Raw genomic sequence first — 17777 nt, forward strand, 5'->3', positions numbered from 1 at the left:
CTCAATCCGGGGTGATGATGACCCAGCCGGACGCACCAGAGCCGCCGGCAAGATCGCCAGTGCCGCCGCTGCCGCCGCCGCCGGGGAAGACGCCTTCTTGGCCCGCCGCCGTATTCGGGCCGGATGGCGCGCCCGCGAAAGCCGCGCCGCCCATGCCGCCGATGGGCACATCGGCCGCGATAGGCCCCTGGCCATATCGGCCGGGCCGGTTTATGTCCGCACCGGTGGCGGCGCCACCTACTCCCGCCGCCCCGCTGTAGCCGTCGACCGCGCCGGTTCCGCCGCTACCGCCCGCCACCGTCAGCAATGCCCCGACGGATGACGATCCACCCGACTGACCAGAGCCGCCACCTGCAATGCCGCCCGCACCCGGCGCGCCGACAATCACAGCCAACACCTGGCCAGGCGTGACATCTACGCGCTTCCTCTTATACCCACCGGATCCGGCCCCAGGTGCTGCCGTTGGCGGGCCGTTTGAGCCTGCACCACCTCCACCGCCGCCGCCGCCCCACAGCTGCAAATCCAGCGCATAAACGCCTTGGCCAACCGTGTACGAATAGACGCCGGGCGTAGAGAATGAGGTCGATACGCGCCGGGGCGCAGAACTGTTGGAGACGCCGAGCAATCGGAAGGCGGCGCCGTCGTGGGCCACCGTGATGAGGCCGTTGGCCGACCAGTCGCCCGGCCGGAGCGGTGTGCCGTCCATGCGGGTGCAAGGCTCGACACCCGGTCCGAGATTGATTGTTCCGGGGCCAGTGTTCGTGGCCGCTCCCAACTTGATCAGGATCGGCGCGTTTAGGATCTCCGTATAGCTGGTGATCGGTATCGAAAGCGTGCCTGTGATCGCATCCGCCGTACCACCAGCTACGACGAGATTCAGACCATGAGAGCGGATAGCCTTGGCAAGCAGGTCATTGGCGCCCGCGGCAGCTACTCCTCCCGATTTCTCAATAGGGGTCAGAATTTCTTCCTGGACGCCATTGAGCCAGGCCGACGCGATCTCCGTTCCGGGAAGCCCGGCGACATCGTTCTGTCCACGGAAGCCGCGCTTGCCGCCGCCGATATCAACCCAGTCCTCGCCATTGACGCGATCCATGTGTCTTGCTCCTCAGATCTCGCTGCCATCGGGCAGGTAGTTGAAGGTCACTTCGGTGTGGGTGGGCTTCAGCCGGCGGATGTCGCACTCGATGTCCGAGAGGGCGAACTGGTAGGTCCGGTCGCCGGCGACAGCCCGGCCGGCGCGCGCGATGCGCCAGTTGCCGAGCGGCACGTTCACCCGCCAAAGAAACTGTTCGGGATGGTTGACGACACGATCGCCGGCCCGCGCGCGCCCGGCGCGTGTCAGGGTGAACTCGTCGATGGTGATCGTGACGCCACGCTTGGCCGCATAGTCGATGAAGTAGGGGGTCGACTGGCCACCGCGCGCGGTCCAGCGCTGGTGCGCAAGCTGCTGGCGATCGCTCTTCGGCAGCGTCGAGACATCGCGCCCGCACGGGTCGGGGCCCAGGACGCGCTCGAAATCGGTGAGGCAGTAACTCGCCGTGCGCGGGTCCACCTCGTCCATCATCTCCTCGGCGACGGCCTCGATCTCGGCAAACAGCGTCGCCGGCGCCGCGAGCAACGCGCCGATCAGGCTGCCGTCGCCCGGCCGCGGCCAGATCCAGCCCGGCGGCATCAGCGACATCAGTTCCTTGTGTGCATCCTCGGCCGAGCGGCTCATTCCTCTGGCTCCCAGGTCACGACACCGGGCGCGGACAGCTCGGTGGCGGCCGAGACGATGTCGGCGGTCGGCGCGATGAACCGGTGCGCATATTCGCCGGCGGCCGAGGACACGGCTTCGGAGAGGCGGGAGAATTTGAGGGTGCCGCCGATCTCGGCCTCTGCGGCGAAGAAGGTGCGCCAGGCGGATTTCACCGCCTCCTGCACCGCATAGGTCGAGGGCGTCAGCTGCAGCGTCATGTTGCGTGGCACGATGATCGCCGGCACGACGGCGCGCTCGGCCGTCACCGGCCGCACCGTATCGAGATAGGCGCCGATCGCCGCGATCTCGGTCTCGGTCGGGGCACGCGGATTGGCCCGCGTCCCCATCGCCACAACCACGCCGACCGAGCCTCGGCCGATCATGTTGGGGATGGTCATCACCTGCGAGGCCGCGAAGGCGTTCTGCACCCAGACCGGATAGTCGAAATCGGCACCGCCATGCGCGGGCTGGCGGATGCGCTGCAACAGTCGCGCGAGCAGCGACGGGTCGGTTTCGACCTCGGCGCCGCCGGTCACGCCGGCATCGTCGATCGTCGCCACCTGTTCGGTCAGGCCGGCGATCGGCGCGATGAAGGAGAGCCCGATGCCGGCGGCGGCATTGCCGATCGTGCCGGAGGTGGCGGCGCGCACCGAGAGCATGGCCGAGCCCTCGCCATCGACAACAGCGGCCTCCGTTACTTCATAGGTGACGCCGGAGCCCTGCAGCAGTTCGCCGGCCGGCACGAGGGTGCCCGGCGTACCCGTTACCTCGGCCCGGCCGATCGCGAAGGTCGCGGGCCGGCGGGTGATGCCCCAGATATCGGCGTGACGGACAAGGAATTCGGCCTCGGCGGTGTCGGGGAAATACTGCTGTCCCCACCAGCGCAGATGCAGGTGGACCTCATAGAGGCCCAGCACGAAGGCGCGGATGATGATGGCGTACATGCCGCGCGGCGAGCGCACCGCCCGCGCCAGGGCGCCGGGATCGACGTCCGGACGCACCTCGCGGATGCCGGCCTCGACCAGCGTTTCGAGCCGGCGGGTCAGCGTGCGCGGATCGGAAATCGGGAACGCCATCTCACGCGCTCCCGACGCGGCGGTTGATGGTGATCTCGCGGCCGTCCGCCACGATGCGGGCGGCAAGCACTTCCTTGCGCACCCACTCGACCGTGATCTCGGCCGGCTTGCCGGTCTCTGCCAGCACCCAGGCGTAGGCTTCCTTCAGCCACTCCACGAACATCTGGCGGGTGAGTTCGGTCTCCTTCAGCCGCTCGCCGAGCCAGCAGCGGCTGCCGGCCTGCCGATAACGGATATCGAGCGCGTCGCCGGCCCAGCCGCGCCGCTCGACGAAGGACACCGGCTGATTCAGTTCGGAGATGCCGGACGGCAGTTCATCATCCCGCCGGGCGCGGCGATCGCAGCCGAAGGCCAGCAGCATCGGCGTCGCCGGTGTCTCGTCGACCAGCAGGTCGCCATCCCCAGCCAGCTGCAGGTCACAGCGCCGGGTGGCCGGGTCGTAGACGAGTGCGAGATCGAAATAAGCTGCCATGACGCGCAATGTCGCGCGCGCGGGGATCGCCGGTCATGACCGCATGCGCGGTCTACAGGCTGGGGTCAGGATCCGCGCCGATGATGATCGGCTTCGAGGCTATGATCTGTCCATCCTGCACCACGATCCAGTCATTGCCGATGCGCAGCTTCACGAAGTCGGGCGTCACGGTCACGCGCGGCGCGCCCTCGCCCTTGCCCAGCCTGCCGCGAAACAGGGTCTTGGTCAGTTCGCACTCGGCCTCCCCGACCTCGCCCAGCACCCGCAACGGCGACCAGGCGTGCAGCGTGCCGTCCTTTTTGGCGTGGAATCGGTTGCCGAGAATGCCGTGGGTCGCGGCTTCGCCGCTATCCAGATTGCCCAGGCGGTTGCCGGGCGACCCGGCCGGCAGCGCCACCATGTCGCCCTGGTCGCCACCGACAGCGAGCAGCACGACCAGCCCGTTATCCGGCGGCCGGCTGGCGAAGCCGAAGGGCTGCAGCACCTCGACCTCGGTGGCGTCGTGGCCCGCGCGGATGCGCACATCGACGGTCTGGCTCTCGCCCGTATCGAGCGAGGATTTCACCAGCGCCCGCGAGACCAGGCCGCGCAGCTGGAGGGCGAGTTCCGAGAGCCTCATGTCTCCCTCACAGGGCGTAGGCCGTGCTGTCGAGCGGCTTGGCGGCAGCCTTGCCCTGCCTCGCGTGGTTGCTGCGGCGCGCGCCCTCGGGCTCGGTGTCATAGGCTTCGGGCGAGGTCACCCGCAGCCGGGTCAGACCGCCATCGTCCTGCGAATAGACCATGACGACGCCGGCGATCAGCATGTCGCGGTTCACGCCCTGGAAACGGTCGTCGACCGGGACCAGCTCGTTGACGCGCCACAGCCGCTGCTCGTCGCCGGCGCGATAATCCTTCACCTCATATTCGAGGCGCTCGGAGCTGCCGCGCGCCGTGCGGGCCATCCATTCCGCCTGCGTCTGCGCGCCCTCGGCGGTGAGCTGTGTGCGGCCCAGGGTCACGAGCGGGCGATAGCGCTTCATCTCGGGATCGACGGCTTTGCCCTCGATTTCCACGCCAGCGCCCTCAGTCGCCTCCTGGTCTGCGATCCAGTCGGCCGGGTCGCTGTCCAGCGGCGCGGCGGTGGCATCCAGGCGCAGCGTACTCCGGCGCTTGCCGGCGGCCTTCTCGGCCTGACCTTTGACGCGGTACTCGCTGTGCCGCCCTTCGATCGTGAACTCACCCGAGGATGAGACGACATTCCCCGGCAGGACGAGCGGCGCCGGCGCGCGCTTCGCGCCCGTCCTGGTGAGCACGATCGTGTCGACGCCGTCGGATGTCGCAAGGATCCCGCGCTGGCGCAGCGCCTTCTCGATCGCCGACATCGCGGTCTCGCCGCCGTCGATCGTGAAGCGGTCGAGCTGGGCGCCGACATCGACCTCGGCCCGCACCGATAGGCCATAGGGCTTGACGATCTCGCCGATGATGGCGTCCACCGTCTTGCCCCGGTACTCGCTCGGCCCATCCACGGTGGCCGCGCCGTCGATCAGGTCGCGCGCCTTGTCCGATCCCGAAATGCTCACGCTGGCCTCGCCGTCACGCAGGTGGGGTGCCACGGTGTCGACCCAGCCCTTCATGATGGTTTCGCCGTCGAGCTTGATTTCGGCCGTGACGCCCAGGCGTACCCGATCCTTGTAGCCGGCGAGCGTGGCGAAGATCAGCGTGTTCGCGGATGACAGCGCATCGCGCAGTTCAAACCGGAATACGCCGGTCATGTCCTGCATGTCGCGCTCGACCTCGACAGAGGTCCACTCCATGAACGATGCGCCGTCGAGCGTCAGCGTCCAGCGCCGTGTGGGATTATAGACCGCACTCACAGCAGCACCTCGATCGTATCGGAGCTGATGAGGCCGGGATGACGCAGCCGGTTGCGTGACACCAGGTCCTGCATCATCGCGACGACGTCGCGCGGATCGTCGCCGGCATAGTGCTGCGCGACCAGCCAGGCGCTGATGCCGTAGGGTGGCGTCACCGTAATGACGGACGGCAGCCGGCCGATGATCTCGGAGAGGTCCCGCGCCAGCGCCGCGCGCAGGTCCGCGATGGCCACCCACAGCGCCGCGCCCGCGCCCGGCGCGTCCTGGGCGAAGTCGGCCGCAAGTTCGCCCACCGCGGCCAGCTCGCCATCGAGCGCGGCACGGACCGAGGTCGCGTCCTGGCGGCTTTCATAGGCGATATCCGCCGCCGCGCGGCAGGCATGGGCCAGCGCGGCGACGCGTGCGCCAAGCGCGAGAGCCGCCGCGGGCACGTTAAGCGTCTCGATGCCGGCGATCGCCGCCGCGATCTGACGCAGCAGCGTCACCGCGCGGCGTGCGGTGATCGGCGGCTCGGGCGCCTCGTAGCCGGCCGCCGGACTGATCGCCGGGGCGGGCACCGTGATGCCGGCGGCGGCGATCGGCCCACCCAGACCCGTCACCGCGGCGGCGAGATCGGCACTGGCGGCCCCGCCGCTATCGGCCGCCACGGCGAGCGCGACCGCCGCGCTTGCCGGGGCAAGGTTCGGCGTGAGGCCGGGCCTTTCGGGGGCGTCGGCCACGGTGTCGTCGACGACAGAGGCGCAGGCGCTGGCGGTGTCATGGGCATGCGCCAGCACCGCCACGGCGGACGCGCCGACAAGCGAGGCGGTGATGAAGACGCCGGCGGACGCGATGACCAGGTCGGCCGCGCCGAGCAGGCCGGACAGCGTCGAGGTCACCGGCGCCAGGTCGACCGTCACCGGCGTGAAACTGGCGTCGAAGGTGACGAGGCCGAGGGCGCGATCGGCGAACCGGATCGAGGCCGGCCGTTCGCAGATCACCGTCTTCTCGCCGAGCCACGGATGCAGCAGGGTGCCGAGGCCGGGCGTGCGAAAGGCCAGCTCCAGCGCGGCGGCGACCGCCACATAATCCGCCCCGACATAGACGCCCGACACATTGATCGGCCCGGCATAGTCGCCGAAATCCTCGGCGGCCGGCATGTCGATGCCGGGGAAATAGGTCAGCAGCACGCGCCGGCCGACATCATGCGCACTGTCCGGCATGAAGAACGGCACGCCGCGCCAGGCGGCCGGCAGCAGGCCGGGCAGGAGATCGGTGGCGTTGTCGAAGATGGACATCAGATCCGCCCCACCATGCGGCCATTGTCGGCCTTCAGCGGCACGTCGGCATTGGCGCTCTTCACGCTCTCGACCTTGGTGCCGGGCGCCGCCGACACCACGATCTGGCCGCCGACCTGCGAGCGCCCGGCCGCGGGCATCGATGCGGGCGAGGCGAAGCCGCCGGGCGGCACGGCGAAGCCCTGGCGCTGCGGCTGGGCAGAAGGTGCCGCCGCAGGTGCCGTGCCCGGCGCGTTGTCGTTCGCCGGCGCGGCGCTCCCGCCGCCCAGCCAGCTGGGCAGCGAGGGCCAGCTGATGAGGCTGCTGACATCGATCGAGCCGATCGCCGCCAGGATGCGGCCCGGAAGGTCTGTGAACCAGGTCATTAAAGGTCCGAACGGCGCCTTGAGAGCATCCACAAGGGCGTTGCCGAACCGTTCGCCGAGCGTGCGCCAGTCGTCATCCTCAAGGTTGGCGAGGAAATCAATCCCGGACGTCACGGCGGAGAGCAGCATTGAGCCGAGCGCGCCGAGCCCGCCGAGCAGCCAGTCGATAATGGGCGAGCGATCGCCGCTGAAGGTCGAAGACACCCGGTCCCATATTGTGGTGGCAAAACTCCCGATCGCCGTGGCGATGCCCGCGCCGATCCTGAGCAGCTTGCTCGGTATGCCGCCGAGCGCGTCGTCGAGCCAGGCGAGTACCGGCCGCAGGGCGCCCCGAAGCACGGCCATTGCCGACCGGCCGATATTGCCGAGAGCGGCGAGAATGCGCCGGCCGGCGGCACCGGCACCAACCCAGTCGCCGGCAAACAGCCGGGTGACAGCGTCGACGCCATCGGAGAAGGCCTGTTTCACCTCTCCCCACATATAGGTGAAGAACGGTCCGAACGTCGCCCAGTCGGCGTAGATCAGATAGGCGAGACCGGCGAGGGCCGCGACCACCAGGCCGATGGGCGAAAGCACGAACCCGACGATGCCCGCCAGCACACCGAAGGCGGCCGAGAGAATGGTGAGTGCCGGCACCATGATGGCGAGCCCGGCAATCCCGGCGAGGAACGCACCCGTCAGGCCGAGCACCGTGTCGATCGCGCCCGGATAGGTCGCGTCGATCTCGCGGACCCAGCCGAGTGCCGCCTTGCCCCATTCATTGATCCACGGCAGGTTCTGCGCGAATCCGAGGCCGATGCGCCGCGTCGCCTGGGTCGCGATCTCCTGGGCGATCGTCATCTGCGTCTGCAGGCCGTTCCATTGGGTGGCGTAGTCCTGCGCGATCACATCGAGGCCGGCGCCCGCGATCTCCTTCTTGAATTCCTTGTACTTGTCGATGTTGGCGAGCATCGGCAGCAGGAAATCCAGCACCTGCATATCGCCGAAAATGTTGGTGAGCTTGCCGGTGGCGCCGATCGCTCGGATTTGCTCCACAGCGGCAGCGGCGGCCTGGACATCTGTCATCCCGCCATCCTTCGCCGTTTTGAAGAAAGCGAGCGCCTTCTCCTGCGAGACGCCGGTCAGTGACAGCACCTTCTGGATCGACGCTTCGATGGGATTGATCCCCTTCGCAGCGGCATTCTTCATCACCCCTTCGATGTCGACGCCGAACTCCTTGAAGTTCTTTACGGCATCCGGAGAGAGCACCTTCGAGAGGTAGTTCTTGAAATTGTTGGCTGCGGCGCTGGTATTGTCGGTGCCGAACATCGCCACCTGCAGAGACGCGCCCAACGTCTCGACCGCGTCGAGGCCCTGAATCTTGAACTTCGTGAACTGCGAGGCGAGTTCGGGCAACTCGCGCGCCATGTCCCGGAATTCAAAGCGGCCGAGCTTGCCGGCGGTGATGAGCTTGGCGAAGGCGACTTCCATCTCGTCCGCCGTGACGCCGAGCGAGTTGTTGAGCGCGAAGGCGACTTTGGCGACGTCGCCGGTGGCGGCGGATGCCGCCTTGGATACCCGGCCGATCGTAGGAAGCAGGCGATTGGTTAAAGCGTCGTCCATGCCGGAAGCGATCAGCAGGCCGCCGGCGGCTGCGATCTCACTGGACGCAATCCCGATCTGAAGGGCGAGCTCGGAGTATCCTGCCGCCAACTGACGGATACGGTCCTCAGCCGCCGGGCCCACTTTGCCCGCCGTTACCACGATGTCCCGCAACTGTTGATCGAAGGCTGCGGCCGACATGATCGGGGCGGCGAAGGAGATGGCGGCGGCGGCGGCGCCGAGGATGCCGATGCGCTGGCCGAGCTGGGCGAACTGCGCGAATTTGCGCTGCAGCGCGCCAAGCGGCCCGGTGAGCCGGTCGACCAGCCGCACCAGGATCGAAAGGTCCATTGTGCGGCCGGCCATATGGCGCTCCCCTACTGCTGGTCCTGGATTTCCTTGACGCGCTGGTGGTAGGCGCTGAGAGCGTTCCACCACCAGCGCGCCTGGTCGACATCGAAGCTCTCGATTTCCTTGGCCGAGAACCCGCTATTGGCGGCGAGCCCGCCCAGGATCACGAGCGGGTTTTCGCCCGCGAACCACTGCCGAAAAAACTCATGACGATCTGCTGCGCGTCGGCGATGTCGGCGGCGTCCATCAGGTCGAACACCGCGTTCATGACCGCCTCGTTGAGCCCGGTGGACTTGGCGAGCATGACGATCGGCTTGTTGGCTTCCGAGGTCGACATGACCGCGCGCACCGCCTTGCCGTTGAGGCGGCCGAAGGTCAGCTCGGTGATGGTCTCGCTGCGGTCGCCATTGCGCGCCGAGCGGCGGATGATCGACGCCTGCAGCCGCAGCGGCAGCGTGATGGTGCCGTTCGGGTTCCGCACCGCGCGGTCGGGCAGCTCGCCGTCGAGACCGGCATCCTCGTCGACGACAACCTCGACCTGGTCGGAGACGATGGCGACGGCCGGCGTCCCGGCCGGCGCCGGCGCGCCGGAGACCTCGTCGTCGAGCACGATGGTGGTGGTGTCCTGGCCGCGCGTGTTCAATTCACGATCTCCTCATAGTCGCCGCCTTCCCATTTGATCGTCGCCTTGCCGCCCTCGCCGCCGGAGTACTCGGGGCGCTCGGTCATGAACGCATCGGCGAAGGTGTAGGTCTGGCCGGTGTCGCACTGGACCTGCAGTTCGCCCTCGACCGGGTCGTAGATGTCGCTGGCGCTCTGGCCGCGATCGAGCGTGGTGGTACAGGTGACGATCGATTCCTTGAACTCGCTCACCCGCTTGCGCTTGCGCCCGGTGGTGACGCCCTTGTTCTGGAGCCCGCCGAGCAGCAGCTTGGCGCCGGGCTCGATGTCGATCTTCCGGCCCTTCCAGATGATGTCGATGATGCCGAGTGACTGCACGGCCTATCCTCCTGATGTGCGCGGGCGTGGCCGCCGCGTCAGACCTCGAATTCCAGCGACCCCTTCAGCACCATCTGATTGCCGATGATGTTGATGACGAGCCGGGAATTCGCGACGTTCTTGTCGTCTTCGTCGATCTCGAAGGCGGATTCGCCGATGGTGCGGTCCGTCTGCATGATCCAGCCCTTGCGGGCGTAGAGCTGGCAGCGGCCCGCCCAGCTGCCGTGCAGCCGCTTCGGTGTCGAGACGTTCTCGGCGTGCTCGGCCGCGATCGAGTCATCCTCGGCGAGCTTGTTGCGCGGATAGGTCTGGTCGCAATAGGCGTTCCAGTCGTAGCGGATCCGGCTGGCGGTCTTGGTCACCATGATGTCGAGCCAGGCGTCGTCATCGACGTTGAGCGTCGTCACCTTGTAGGTGGTGACCACGCGCTCCAGCACGACGCTGCCATCGTCGAGCCGGTTCCAGGTCGACATGCCCTTGCCCAGCAGCAGGTTCTGTTCCTCCGCCGTGAAGCAGTCCTCATAGTCGGGCGCGCCGATCCCGGTCATCACCAGCGAGCGCAGCTGCCGGGCAGGATCGGTCGCGAGCTGGGCCGCCCCGATGCCGGCGAGCACCGCCGCCCATTTCCACGGCGCCGAGCGCGCCTTTTTGGCGCCGATCGGCGTGATGAAAGGCGAGTTCGTGATCGCGCCCTTGGCGACCAGCTCGGCATAGGTGCCGCGGCAGCCGATATAGGCATGGGCGTCCTTCTTCGCCGCCGCAGTAAAGCGCGCGGCGAAGTCGGCGGCGATCTTGCCGAGGTTGGTCGCGTCGTCCCAGGCGAAAGCGGCGTCGGTGTACCATTCGTTGGAAATGGCATCGAGCACGGTGTCGACATCGGGATTGTTTGCCCCGACGACATCGGCGGCCACGACGGCGGTAAGCCCGGCCGGCACGCTGTCGCCGGCCTCGCTCGCCACCCGCACGCTGATATGGTTGCCCACCTCGCCCTTGTGCTTGGCCGTGAGGGTGACGACACCGAGCGCCGCCGTGGCGGTGACCGGCAGATCGTCGAGCGCGTTCACGGCGGCGGCGACCTCCGTCGCGATCGAGGCTACCGTCTGCGCGGCGGTCAGCGCCAGCTGGATCCGGGTTTCCTCGACATAGAGCGGCAACGGTCCGCCATAGGTCGGCGATCCCGTGAGGGTCATGGTCTTGGTGGCCGCGATGCCGGCGGCATCGTCGGGGAGCGCCACGAGATACAGCTCGGTCGCCTTGTTCACCTTGCGAAAATACTTGACCATCTCGGCGCCGACCGAACCCGCGCCGCAATAGGCCTTGCCTTCGTCGTCGCGAGTGATCGGGTAGCGCTTGCCGGCTTCGGCGACGCCGGTGGCGAGCATCTGCGCGACGATGATGGCGCGCGCCGGGAAGTCCACCAGCCCCTTGCGCACATAGCGCGGCTTGACCTCGGTGTAGACGCCGGGCTTGCGCCAGTTGTACGGGATCTCGTCAAACGTCATGGTCACGGCTCACCTCACTTCTTTTTCGCGGCGGTGTCGGCGGAGTCGGGCTCGGCCGCCGGCGCCCTGGGCGGCTTGCCGGTGACGACATCCTTGTCGGCGAGGCGGCGGCGCCAGAAGCGGTTCATCTCGACATAGTCGCCCTCGGGCGGCAGCACGCCGCCGGGACAGGGCAGCGCCGCGCCCGAAGTCGGGATCACATAGGTCTTCATGCGGGGTCTCCGGGCAGGGTGATGTCGCCGCCCATGTCAAAGCCGGGATCGGCGTCGGACGGGGCGTTGACCTCGAAGGAGGAGATGAGGCGGACGAAGTCCGGGGCGGCGGCGGCTTCGCCGAGGAAGTCGCCGCAACTCGCGCGCATCTTGAAGTCGACATGACCGACGAGGGCGCTGATGTCGGCCATCCCCTCGGCGGCGCCCTGGTTGACGCCCGTCACCTGGAGCGACCCGAGATCCGCGATGGTCCGCCCGTGCAGCACGGTGGCGGCGGCGAACAGCGACGGATAGAGGCCGGGCGCGAAACGGTCGCCGAAATAGCCGGGCTGCTTCGCCGAGCCGGCCTTGGTGACAATGACCAGGCGCATGGACAGATCGCCATCCAGCATGCGCGCGGACGTCCCTTTCGCCATGAAGGCGTTGAAGCCCAGATAGAGCCGGGGCGTGGTCTTCGCGATCGAGCGGAAGCTGTCATAGGTCAGCGGCAGCGTGATCGCCTCGACCTCGCCCCACTTGCGCGCGTCGAAATACGGCGCCAGCAGCGCGACGACATGCCGATGCAGCGCCGTGATCGGATCGATCTGGCGGACGGGAGCGACGGGAGCCTGCATGTCAGAGCCCCCCGCCGGCGCGCGTGGTGAAGGCCGGCGCCCGGTCGGAGGTCCGCGCGCCGCTGTCGCTGGCCAGCGCAACGACGCCTTCCAGCGACGCCTTGCCGATCGCCAGGACTTCGAGCCAGCCGATGATCTCCTTGCGCGCCAGGCGCATCTGTTCGGTCGGCTCGCGATCGCCGCCGAGAGCCAGATCATAGCGGGCCAGCAGGCAAGCAGACCGCACCAGCTCGGCAGGAGCCGGGGCAACGGGCGTGGCATAGCGCTTCCTGAGATAGCTATCGATCAGGCGGGAGGCGTCGTTGATCGCCTGCTCGATGCGCGCCCGCTGCACCGCCTCCGGCATATCGCCATCGGCGACGGAGAGGCGGGTCATCTCCTCCTCTCCGAAACGGCTGATCATGTCATTGACGGTCGCGTACATGGCGGTTCCGGGCAGGTTCCGAGAGCGGGTTGAGAGCGGTCTTAGCTGCGCCTGCGGCGGCTCTTGGCCGGCGCGGGAGCGGGTTTGTCTTCAACGGATGCCGTTTCCTGAGAGACAACGTCGGTTGCCTGCTCGCCGTGAGAGACAAGGTCGGCACCGGAGGCGGGCGCAGCACCCGCCTCCGACACCTCGCCGGTTTCCGACGTCGGCACGGCGAGGCTTTCGGCCTCGTCACCCGACGCCGGGGCGGCCTCACCGTCGAGCGTCTCGACGGTCTCGGCCTCCGGCTCTGCCTGCTGCCCCTCGGCGTCCGCCGTCTGCCGGGGCTCCAGAATTCCATTCACGCCGAGGCGATAGCCGTGCTCGGCGATCAGATCCTTGCACCGGTCCGAGGCGAGCCCCGCGAACGCGGCCGGGGCCACGTGGCGGACCAGGGCCCTCTCGGCCAGTTCACCGAGATGCGCGGAGATCAACGCCGCCAGTGGGCCCGATGCCCCCATCGCCAGCATCAGGACCGCGAGACGGTCGACCGCACCCCGGCCGGTGGACGGCAACGTCCCGTCCACCGGCCGGGACTCTTCGCTCGCGGTTATCTCGGCGACGGTCAGTTCCGGCTCGGCGCGCAACGCGTCGAGCTGGGTATCGGTCAGCTCGCCCGGCGCATAGATCTTGCGCGCCGGGTGCTCGATGCCGGCCCGGCGGAAACCGGGACGGGCGCTGGTGACGACGATGCGGTTCATGGCGACGCTCCCGATCAGGCCAGCCACGGCACGACAAGCAGCTCGGCCGTGCCCTTCCACTCATTGGTCTCGCCACCGGCGGACATCTCGTTGTTGAGGATTTTGAGGGCTGCGCTCTCCAGCGCCGGCGGCACCACCAGAAGATTCGGCTTGACGCCCAGCGGGCGGCCATAGTCGCCCTTGACGCTGCCCATGGCCGCACGCGCGGCAGCATAGGCGGCGGCGTCGAGGGTCTGTTTCGACCCATAAGCCAGCTGCCAGAAGCCGAACCCGACATTGCAGCGGCCATCGGTGCCGTACAGGAATTCGTCCTTCATGAAGACATTCTCGTCTTCAAGGCGGTCCTTCGCGGTGAGCTTGAAGGGGCGACGGTTCTGATAGATCACCGGCTTCACGAAGCGCGACGTGTCCATCAGGAACCACGGCGTGCCAGCGCCACCACCGGAATTCGAGACCGACTGGACGACGCCATTCTCGTCGAGCACCGGATGATCGGTGTCGAAGAAATACTGGCCGTCATAACACTTGGTGGCGAAGCCCTTCTTCAGGAACGGCCACACAAGCTCGTCGGGGAAGGTGGCGGTCGAGCGGCCGAACTCCTGGAAAATCGGCGTGTACATGCCGAGATTGTCGTCCTCGATCCGCTCGCGCTTCACCCCGACCGTGGACTCAAAGGTCTTGTTCTTGATCGAGTAGCCGTGGGTTTCGAGGTTGTTGACGACACGGTCGCCGATCCACTCGCGGATGCGAGGGATCTCACCAAGCCAGCCATATTCGGTCTCGGCGGTGGTCGAGTTCACCGACATCGACACGCGGCCATACTGCGGCGTGACGCCGGCGAAACCCGACTGGAAGGCCGCCGAGAAGCCGACATAGAGGGAACGAAGGGAAGCGCTATTGAGCAGCATGGGGGTTCCTCAGCCGATCTTGACCCAGACGCCGAGATCATCGACGTCCCAGATGACGCCGGCGACCGAGCGAGTGGCGGAGCCGTTGGTTTTTGCGACCGTCTGATCGTCAACCGCGTAGCAGTTGGACCCGATATCGGCGGCGGTGATGGCGTCGGCCGCGGCGGAGTTGCCGAACCGGAAGATGCCGACCGACACCGGGACGATGACGTCGCCATCGGCACCGGCGCTGTTGTCCACCTGCTCTTCGGCGCGGCCGAGCGGCTTCAGCGTGGTGGCAACGCCGCCGGGCCTTGCGAAACCGGTGGCCGTCGCCATGACCAGGGCGCCGGCGTAGATCTTCACCCCGGCGGCGACGCCGGGTGTGCGAATAGCGCCGGAACGATAGGGCGTGTTGCGATCCTGAGTGAGCGCGGACATGTCAGAGCACCTCCATCTTCAGCGCTTTGCGCTGCTCGGCATACGCCTTGAGATCGATTCCCATCAGTTCGCAGGTGCGCTCTTCCTCGGCCGAGAGCACGACCTCGCCATTCGCCGGCTTGGACGGGATCACGCGGCCGCTGGCGTGCAGCGACACCATGGCCCCGATCTCCTTCATCACGGCCGCCGGGTCCGCCATGTGGCGCTCGATGTAGTGCTCGCGCAGCGGCACCAGGCCGACCTTGCCGGCGGCGATCGCCTCGTCGATGACACGGGCCGCCTCGCGCTTCGCGGTGTCGGCCTGCAGCGTGGTCAGCTGCGTCTGCAGATCGACCACCGTGCTGCGCAGCTGGGCCGCGGCCTGGTCGCCGGTCGACTGGCGCGCCTGCAGCTCGGTGACGATACCGTCCGGTGCCACGTCGGCCGCGAGCCCGGCCGCCGCGCGGATGGCCGCGAGCTGCGAGGCGTGGGTGTCGACCGCCGTCTTCTGGGCAGTCACGGCCGCGAGCACGTCGGCCTCGGCGACAGTGTCGGCGAGCCCGTACAGCTTGCGCAGCTGTTCGAGAAAATTCATGGAGTCGCTCCGGTGATGCAGTGTGGCAAGCTGCGTAAGGTTCGGTGTGTTGGTGAGTGAGGCGCGCAGCACCGCGACGATCTCACCGTCGGCGGCGCGCGAGATGGCCGGCGAGATGCCGCGATAGTCCTTGCCGGCGACCATCGCCCTGCCGGCCTCGGTCCACTCGACGCGACCCCAGATCCCGTCGCTGCGCTCCTGCATCTCGACGATCCAGCCACGCGCCGGGGACGGCTCGCCCTTCGGCGCCTTGATGTCGATGGCGTGGTTCTCGTCGATCGGCAGGCGTGCCGCCGCCATGGACTGGCGGATCACCGCGGCCGCGTCGCGCACCCGGTACGGACCGCGCCCATCCGCACCGGAGAATGTGCCGGCCGGGACCAGGTGCACCCAGTCGGGCGCGCCATCGGTCGCGGGCAGTGCGCTATGGAGTGTGACGATGAACATGCCCGCCACAATGGCGGGCGGGCGGGCGCCTGTTCATGACCGCGTTCGCGGTCTAGGCCGGCCCGTCCTGGGGCGCGCGTGGCGCCTGTGTGTGGGGCGGCCGGGCCGATCTAGCCAACGGGCACCGAAAGGCCGCCCTGGGCGCCTCTTTCGGCTCTTAATCGCTCTCAGAGACCGCGTCGAGCCCGATCGACGGCGCCGGGCACACTATCGACCGAGGCCGACGGCGCGATCGAGAGCATCCGCCAGCGTCTCCAGCACCGTCAACTGGTCTTCGCGGCTGAAGCCGAGGAAGGGGCGTGCGGGGATCTCGACCTCGTCGGCGGAGGCAAGCCCGGTCGAGAGCATGAAGCGCAGCTTGGGCGCGTTCACCGGCCGGATGACGGCGCCGAACTGGTGCACCGAGGCATAGATCTTGTTGGTGCCGATCTCGACGCTGTCATGGCTGGCGCGCCGCGTGATCGAGCCCATCAGGCCGCCGCGCATGCCACTCTCGCGCAGGATGCCCGGCCCGCGCTTGATGCTCGCATAGGCCGGGTTCAGCGGCGCCCAGGGCTGGCCGTCGGGATCGACCTCATTCTCGAAGCGCTGATGGACGTTCTCGACCAGGCCGGTGCCGATCGCCGCCATGATCGGCGTGGTGTTGGACACGACGCGCGCGAGCTGAGCGAAGGCGCGGCGGGCGGCCTCTGAGCCGGCGACAGTGGTTTCGAGGGTTACACCGGCCATTTAACCAGTCTCCGAAATGCGCTATAAAGGGGTGAGGTGCATGAGCCATTCGCCTTGACCGGCTCGACCGCGTGGATGTTGCGACCCACCATGCACCTCATTTCCCCAGCCGTTCCCGCCCGCGCACCCTGCCGAATCGTGCGGCCTCGCGATCGCTGATCCGCATGAGCGTCGGCACGTCCAGCCGCGTCGTGCCGTCCGGCTGCAGCACGCGGCGCAGGATCAGTCGCCAGGGACGGCCCTCGATCCGGTGCACCACCTCGACCTGCGGCCAGCCGTGGCGGACGCTGGCATAGGCCTCGCCCTGATCCAGCATCTCCTGCAGGTGGCCCCATATCGACGACGTCACCTCGGGATGCGCGGTGCTGGCGCGACCGGCCATCTCGCCGGCGCGCCCGGCGACCTTCAGCACGCGGAAGGCCGACAGCTCGACGCGGTTCCCGCCCGTGCCGGCCAGGCGCGCCGCCATGGGCGCCGGCAGCTCGGCCGCGTAGATGGCGCGCGCCGGGTCGTTGATGTCGCCGGCTAGGACCCGGCGGGCAAAATCTTCCACCACATCGCGGGGCGCCGGCGGAATCGGGGGCGTGGGGTTGCCCGGCACAGGCGGCTCGATCTCCACCGGACCCGGATCGATACCGGGCCGAATCGGCGCCTCCGGGCGGGCGGGCTGCGCGGGCAGCAGGTCGGCGGGGTCGATCGGCGCCGGCGGCTTCAGCGTCGCATTGGCGGGCAGATCGACGCGCTCGGCCTTCCACACCTGGCCGGGGTTGTAGTCGAAGCCGGGATCGATGCCGATAGGGACGTGCTTGATCTCGCCGGTGCGCGGGTTGCGCCAGGGCCTTGTGTCGATGACCGGCGCCGTATCCGGCCCGCTCTTGCCCATGCGCGAGAGGCCGCGCGCCGACACCGGCCGCACCCAGCAGCCGCAGCCCCAGCCATTGGGCGGATAGTGCGTCTTCCAGAACGGATCGTCCGCGCGCAGCGTGAGCCCGTTCAAGGCCAGGTGCTCCGGCCTTGGATGCGCCGCGCCGGAATGGACGTACTGCCAGAACGGAAACGCGGCCAGCGTCTCCGGTTCGGTCTGCTGCACGTAGCGGCCGGCCGAATAGGCCATGCCGAGATTGGTCTCGAAGATGATCCGCGAGCGCCAGGCCGGCGTGCCATTGTGCAGCCAGCCGTGCTTTGCCGTGATCGCGTCGAAGCTCTTGGCGAACTCCCCGAGCGAGGTGCCGTTCTCGATCGCGCCGGCCACAGCCTTGCGGAAGTCGCCGACCAGGTCCTCGGTCGCCGCGCCGGCGACGGTGAAGGCGCGGGCATTGGCCTCGCCGAACACGTCGGCCCAGTGCTCGGAGGTCGCATTGGTCTTCTGCCGCAGATAGGCGATCGCCTCGTCGAACGGCAGGTCGATCGCGCTCACGGTCGTTGTCACGCGATTCCCCCCGCCGCCTCGATCGCGGCGCGCTTGCAGAACGGAACGCGGCAGCGCAGCCGG

Annotated in this window: 21 protein-coding genes; all 21 read right to left on the reverse strand. The window is 68.2% G+C overall.

Annotated elements, in window-relative coordinates; all coding sequences use genetic code 11:
- Position 1: 1 nt before the first annotated feature.
- The 21 genes from G3A50_RS22850 to G3A50_RS14355 all read right to left on the reverse strand — a co-directional run bounded on the left by G3A50_RS22850 (position 2) and on the right by G3A50_RS14355 (position 17714).
- Positions 2-1096 (reverse strand): glycine-rich domain-containing protein, encoded by a 1095-nt coding sequence (locus tag G3A50_RS22850; RefSeq protein ID WP_163075882.1) that lies wholly within the window; start codon positions 1094-1096, stop codon positions 2-4.
- Positions 1097-1108: 12 nt separating this feature from the next.
- On the reverse strand, positions 1109-1720 hold the full coding sequence (locus tag G3A50_RS14260; RefSeq protein WP_163075883.1) for a YmfQ family protein: 612 nt from the start codon (positions 1718-1720) through the stop codon (positions 1109-1111).
- Positions 1717-2817: a baseplate J/gp47 family protein gene (locus G3A50_RS14265; protein ID WP_163075884.1), complete on the reverse strand. Its 1101-nt coding sequence runs from the start codon at positions 2815-2817 to the stop codon at positions 1717-1719. Before G3A50_RS14265 ends, G3A50_RS14260 begins: the two co-directional genes overlap by 4 nt.
- A 1-nt stretch (position 2818) precedes the next feature.
- On the reverse strand, positions 2819-3289 hold the full coding sequence (locus tag G3A50_RS14270) for a phage GP46 family protein (protein WP_163075885.1): 471 nt from the start codon (positions 3287-3289) through the stop codon (positions 2819-2821).
- Positions 3290-3341: 52 nt separating this feature from the next.
- On the reverse strand, positions 3342-3908 hold the full coding sequence (locus tag G3A50_RS14275) for a phage baseplate assembly protein (protein ID WP_163075886.1): 567 nt from the start codon (positions 3906-3908) through the stop codon (positions 3342-3344).
- 7 nt (positions 3909-3915) lie between these two features.
- Positions 3916-5142: a phage baseplate assembly protein gene (locus G3A50_RS14280; protein WP_343037815.1), complete on the reverse strand. Its 1227-nt coding sequence runs from the start codon at positions 5140-5142 to the stop codon at positions 3916-3918.
- Positions 5139-6419, reverse strand: a complete 1281-nt coding sequence (locus G3A50_RS14285; protein WP_163075888.1) for a DNA circularization N-terminal domain-containing protein — start codon at positions 6417-6419, stop codon at positions 5139-5141. Before G3A50_RS14285 ends, G3A50_RS14280 begins: the two co-directional genes overlap by 4 nt.
- Positions 6419-8731: a phage tail tape measure protein gene (locus G3A50_RS14290; RefSeq protein WP_163075889.1), complete on the reverse strand. Its 2313-nt coding sequence runs from the start codon at positions 8729-8731 to the stop codon at positions 6419-6421. The genes G3A50_RS14285 and G3A50_RS14290 overlap by 1 nt, the downstream gene beginning before the upstream one ends.
- 11 nt (positions 8732-8742) lie before the next feature.
- On the reverse strand, positions 8743-8883 hold the full coding sequence (locus tag G3A50_RS14295) for a hypothetical protein (protein ID WP_163075890.1): 141 nt from the start codon (positions 8881-8883) through the stop codon (positions 8743-8745).
- Positions 8880-9359 carry a phage tail assembly protein gene (locus G3A50_RS14300; RefSeq protein WP_163075891.1) on the reverse strand — a complete coding sequence of 160 codons (480 nt, stop codon included), beginning with the start codon at positions 9357-9359 and terminating at the stop codon, positions 8880-8882. Before G3A50_RS14300 ends, G3A50_RS14295 begins: the two co-directional genes overlap by 4 nt.
- Entirely contained in the window at positions 9356-9715 is a 360-nt protein-coding gene (locus G3A50_RS14305) for a phage tail tube protein (protein WP_163075892.1), read from the reverse strand. The genes G3A50_RS14300 and G3A50_RS14305 overlap by 4 nt, the downstream gene beginning before the upstream one ends.
- 38 nt (positions 9716-9753) lie before the next feature.
- Complete coding sequence (locus tag G3A50_RS14310) at positions 9754-11217, reverse strand: phage tail sheath subtilisin-like domain-containing protein (protein WP_343037843.1); 1464 nt, start codon at positions 11215-11217, stop codon at positions 9754-9756.
- Positions 11218-11231: 14 nt separating this feature from the next.
- A complete protein-coding gene (locus tag G3A50_RS14315; RefSeq protein WP_163075894.1) occupies positions 11232-11429 on the reverse strand; it encodes a DUF2635 domain-containing protein in 198 nt (65 codons plus the stop codon).
- Entirely contained in the window at positions 11426-12043 is a 618-nt protein-coding gene (locus tag G3A50_RS14320) for a hypothetical protein (RefSeq protein ID WP_163075895.1), read from the reverse strand. Before G3A50_RS14320 ends, G3A50_RS14315 begins: the two co-directional genes overlap by 4 nt.
- A 1-nt stretch (position 12044) precedes the next feature.
- Positions 12045-12467, reverse strand: coding sequence for a gp436 family protein (locus tag G3A50_RS14325; RefSeq protein ID WP_163075896.1), 423 nt, complete (start codon positions 12465-12467; stop codon positions 12045-12047).
- Positions 12468-12508: 41 nt separating this feature from the next.
- Entirely contained in the window at positions 12509-13207 is a 699-nt protein-coding gene (locus G3A50_RS14330) for an HI1506-related protein (RefSeq protein WP_163075897.1), read from the reverse strand.
- 14 nt (positions 13208-13221) lie between these two features.
- Positions 13222-14115 carry a Mu-like prophage major head subunit gpT family protein gene (locus G3A50_RS14335; protein ID WP_163075898.1) on the reverse strand — a complete coding sequence of 298 codons (894 nt, stop codon included), beginning with the start codon at positions 14113-14115 and terminating at the stop codon, positions 13222-13224.
- A 9-nt stretch (positions 14116-14124) separates the two neighbouring features.
- A complete protein-coding gene (locus G3A50_RS14340) occupies positions 14125-14535 on the reverse strand; it encodes a hypothetical protein (RefSeq protein ID WP_163075899.1) in 411 nt (136 codons plus the stop codon).
- A 1-nt stretch (position 14536) separates the two neighbouring features.
- Positions 14537-15556, reverse strand: coding sequence for a phage protease (locus tag G3A50_RS14345; RefSeq protein ID WP_163075900.1), 1020 nt, complete (start codon positions 15554-15556; stop codon positions 14537-14539).
- 207 nt (positions 15557-15763) lie between these two features.
- The gene (locus G3A50_RS14350) at positions 15764-16285 is read right to left on the reverse strand and encodes a phage virion morphogenesis protein (protein ID WP_163075901.1); all 522 of its coding nucleotides are present in this window, start codon (positions 16283-16285) and stop codon (positions 15764-15766) included.
- 97 nt (positions 16286-16382) lie between these two features.
- Positions 16383-17714 (reverse strand): phage head morphogenesis protein, encoded by a 1332-nt coding sequence (locus G3A50_RS14355; protein ID WP_163075902.1) that lies wholly within the window; start codon positions 17712-17714, stop codon positions 16383-16385.
- Positions 17715-17777 lie beyond the last annotated feature (63 nt).

This window comes from Ancylobacter pratisalsi, from assembly GCF_010669125.1.
Classification (GTDB): domain Bacteria; phylum Pseudomonadota; class Alphaproteobacteria; order Rhizobiales; family Xanthobacteraceae; genus Ancylobacter; species Ancylobacter pratisalsi.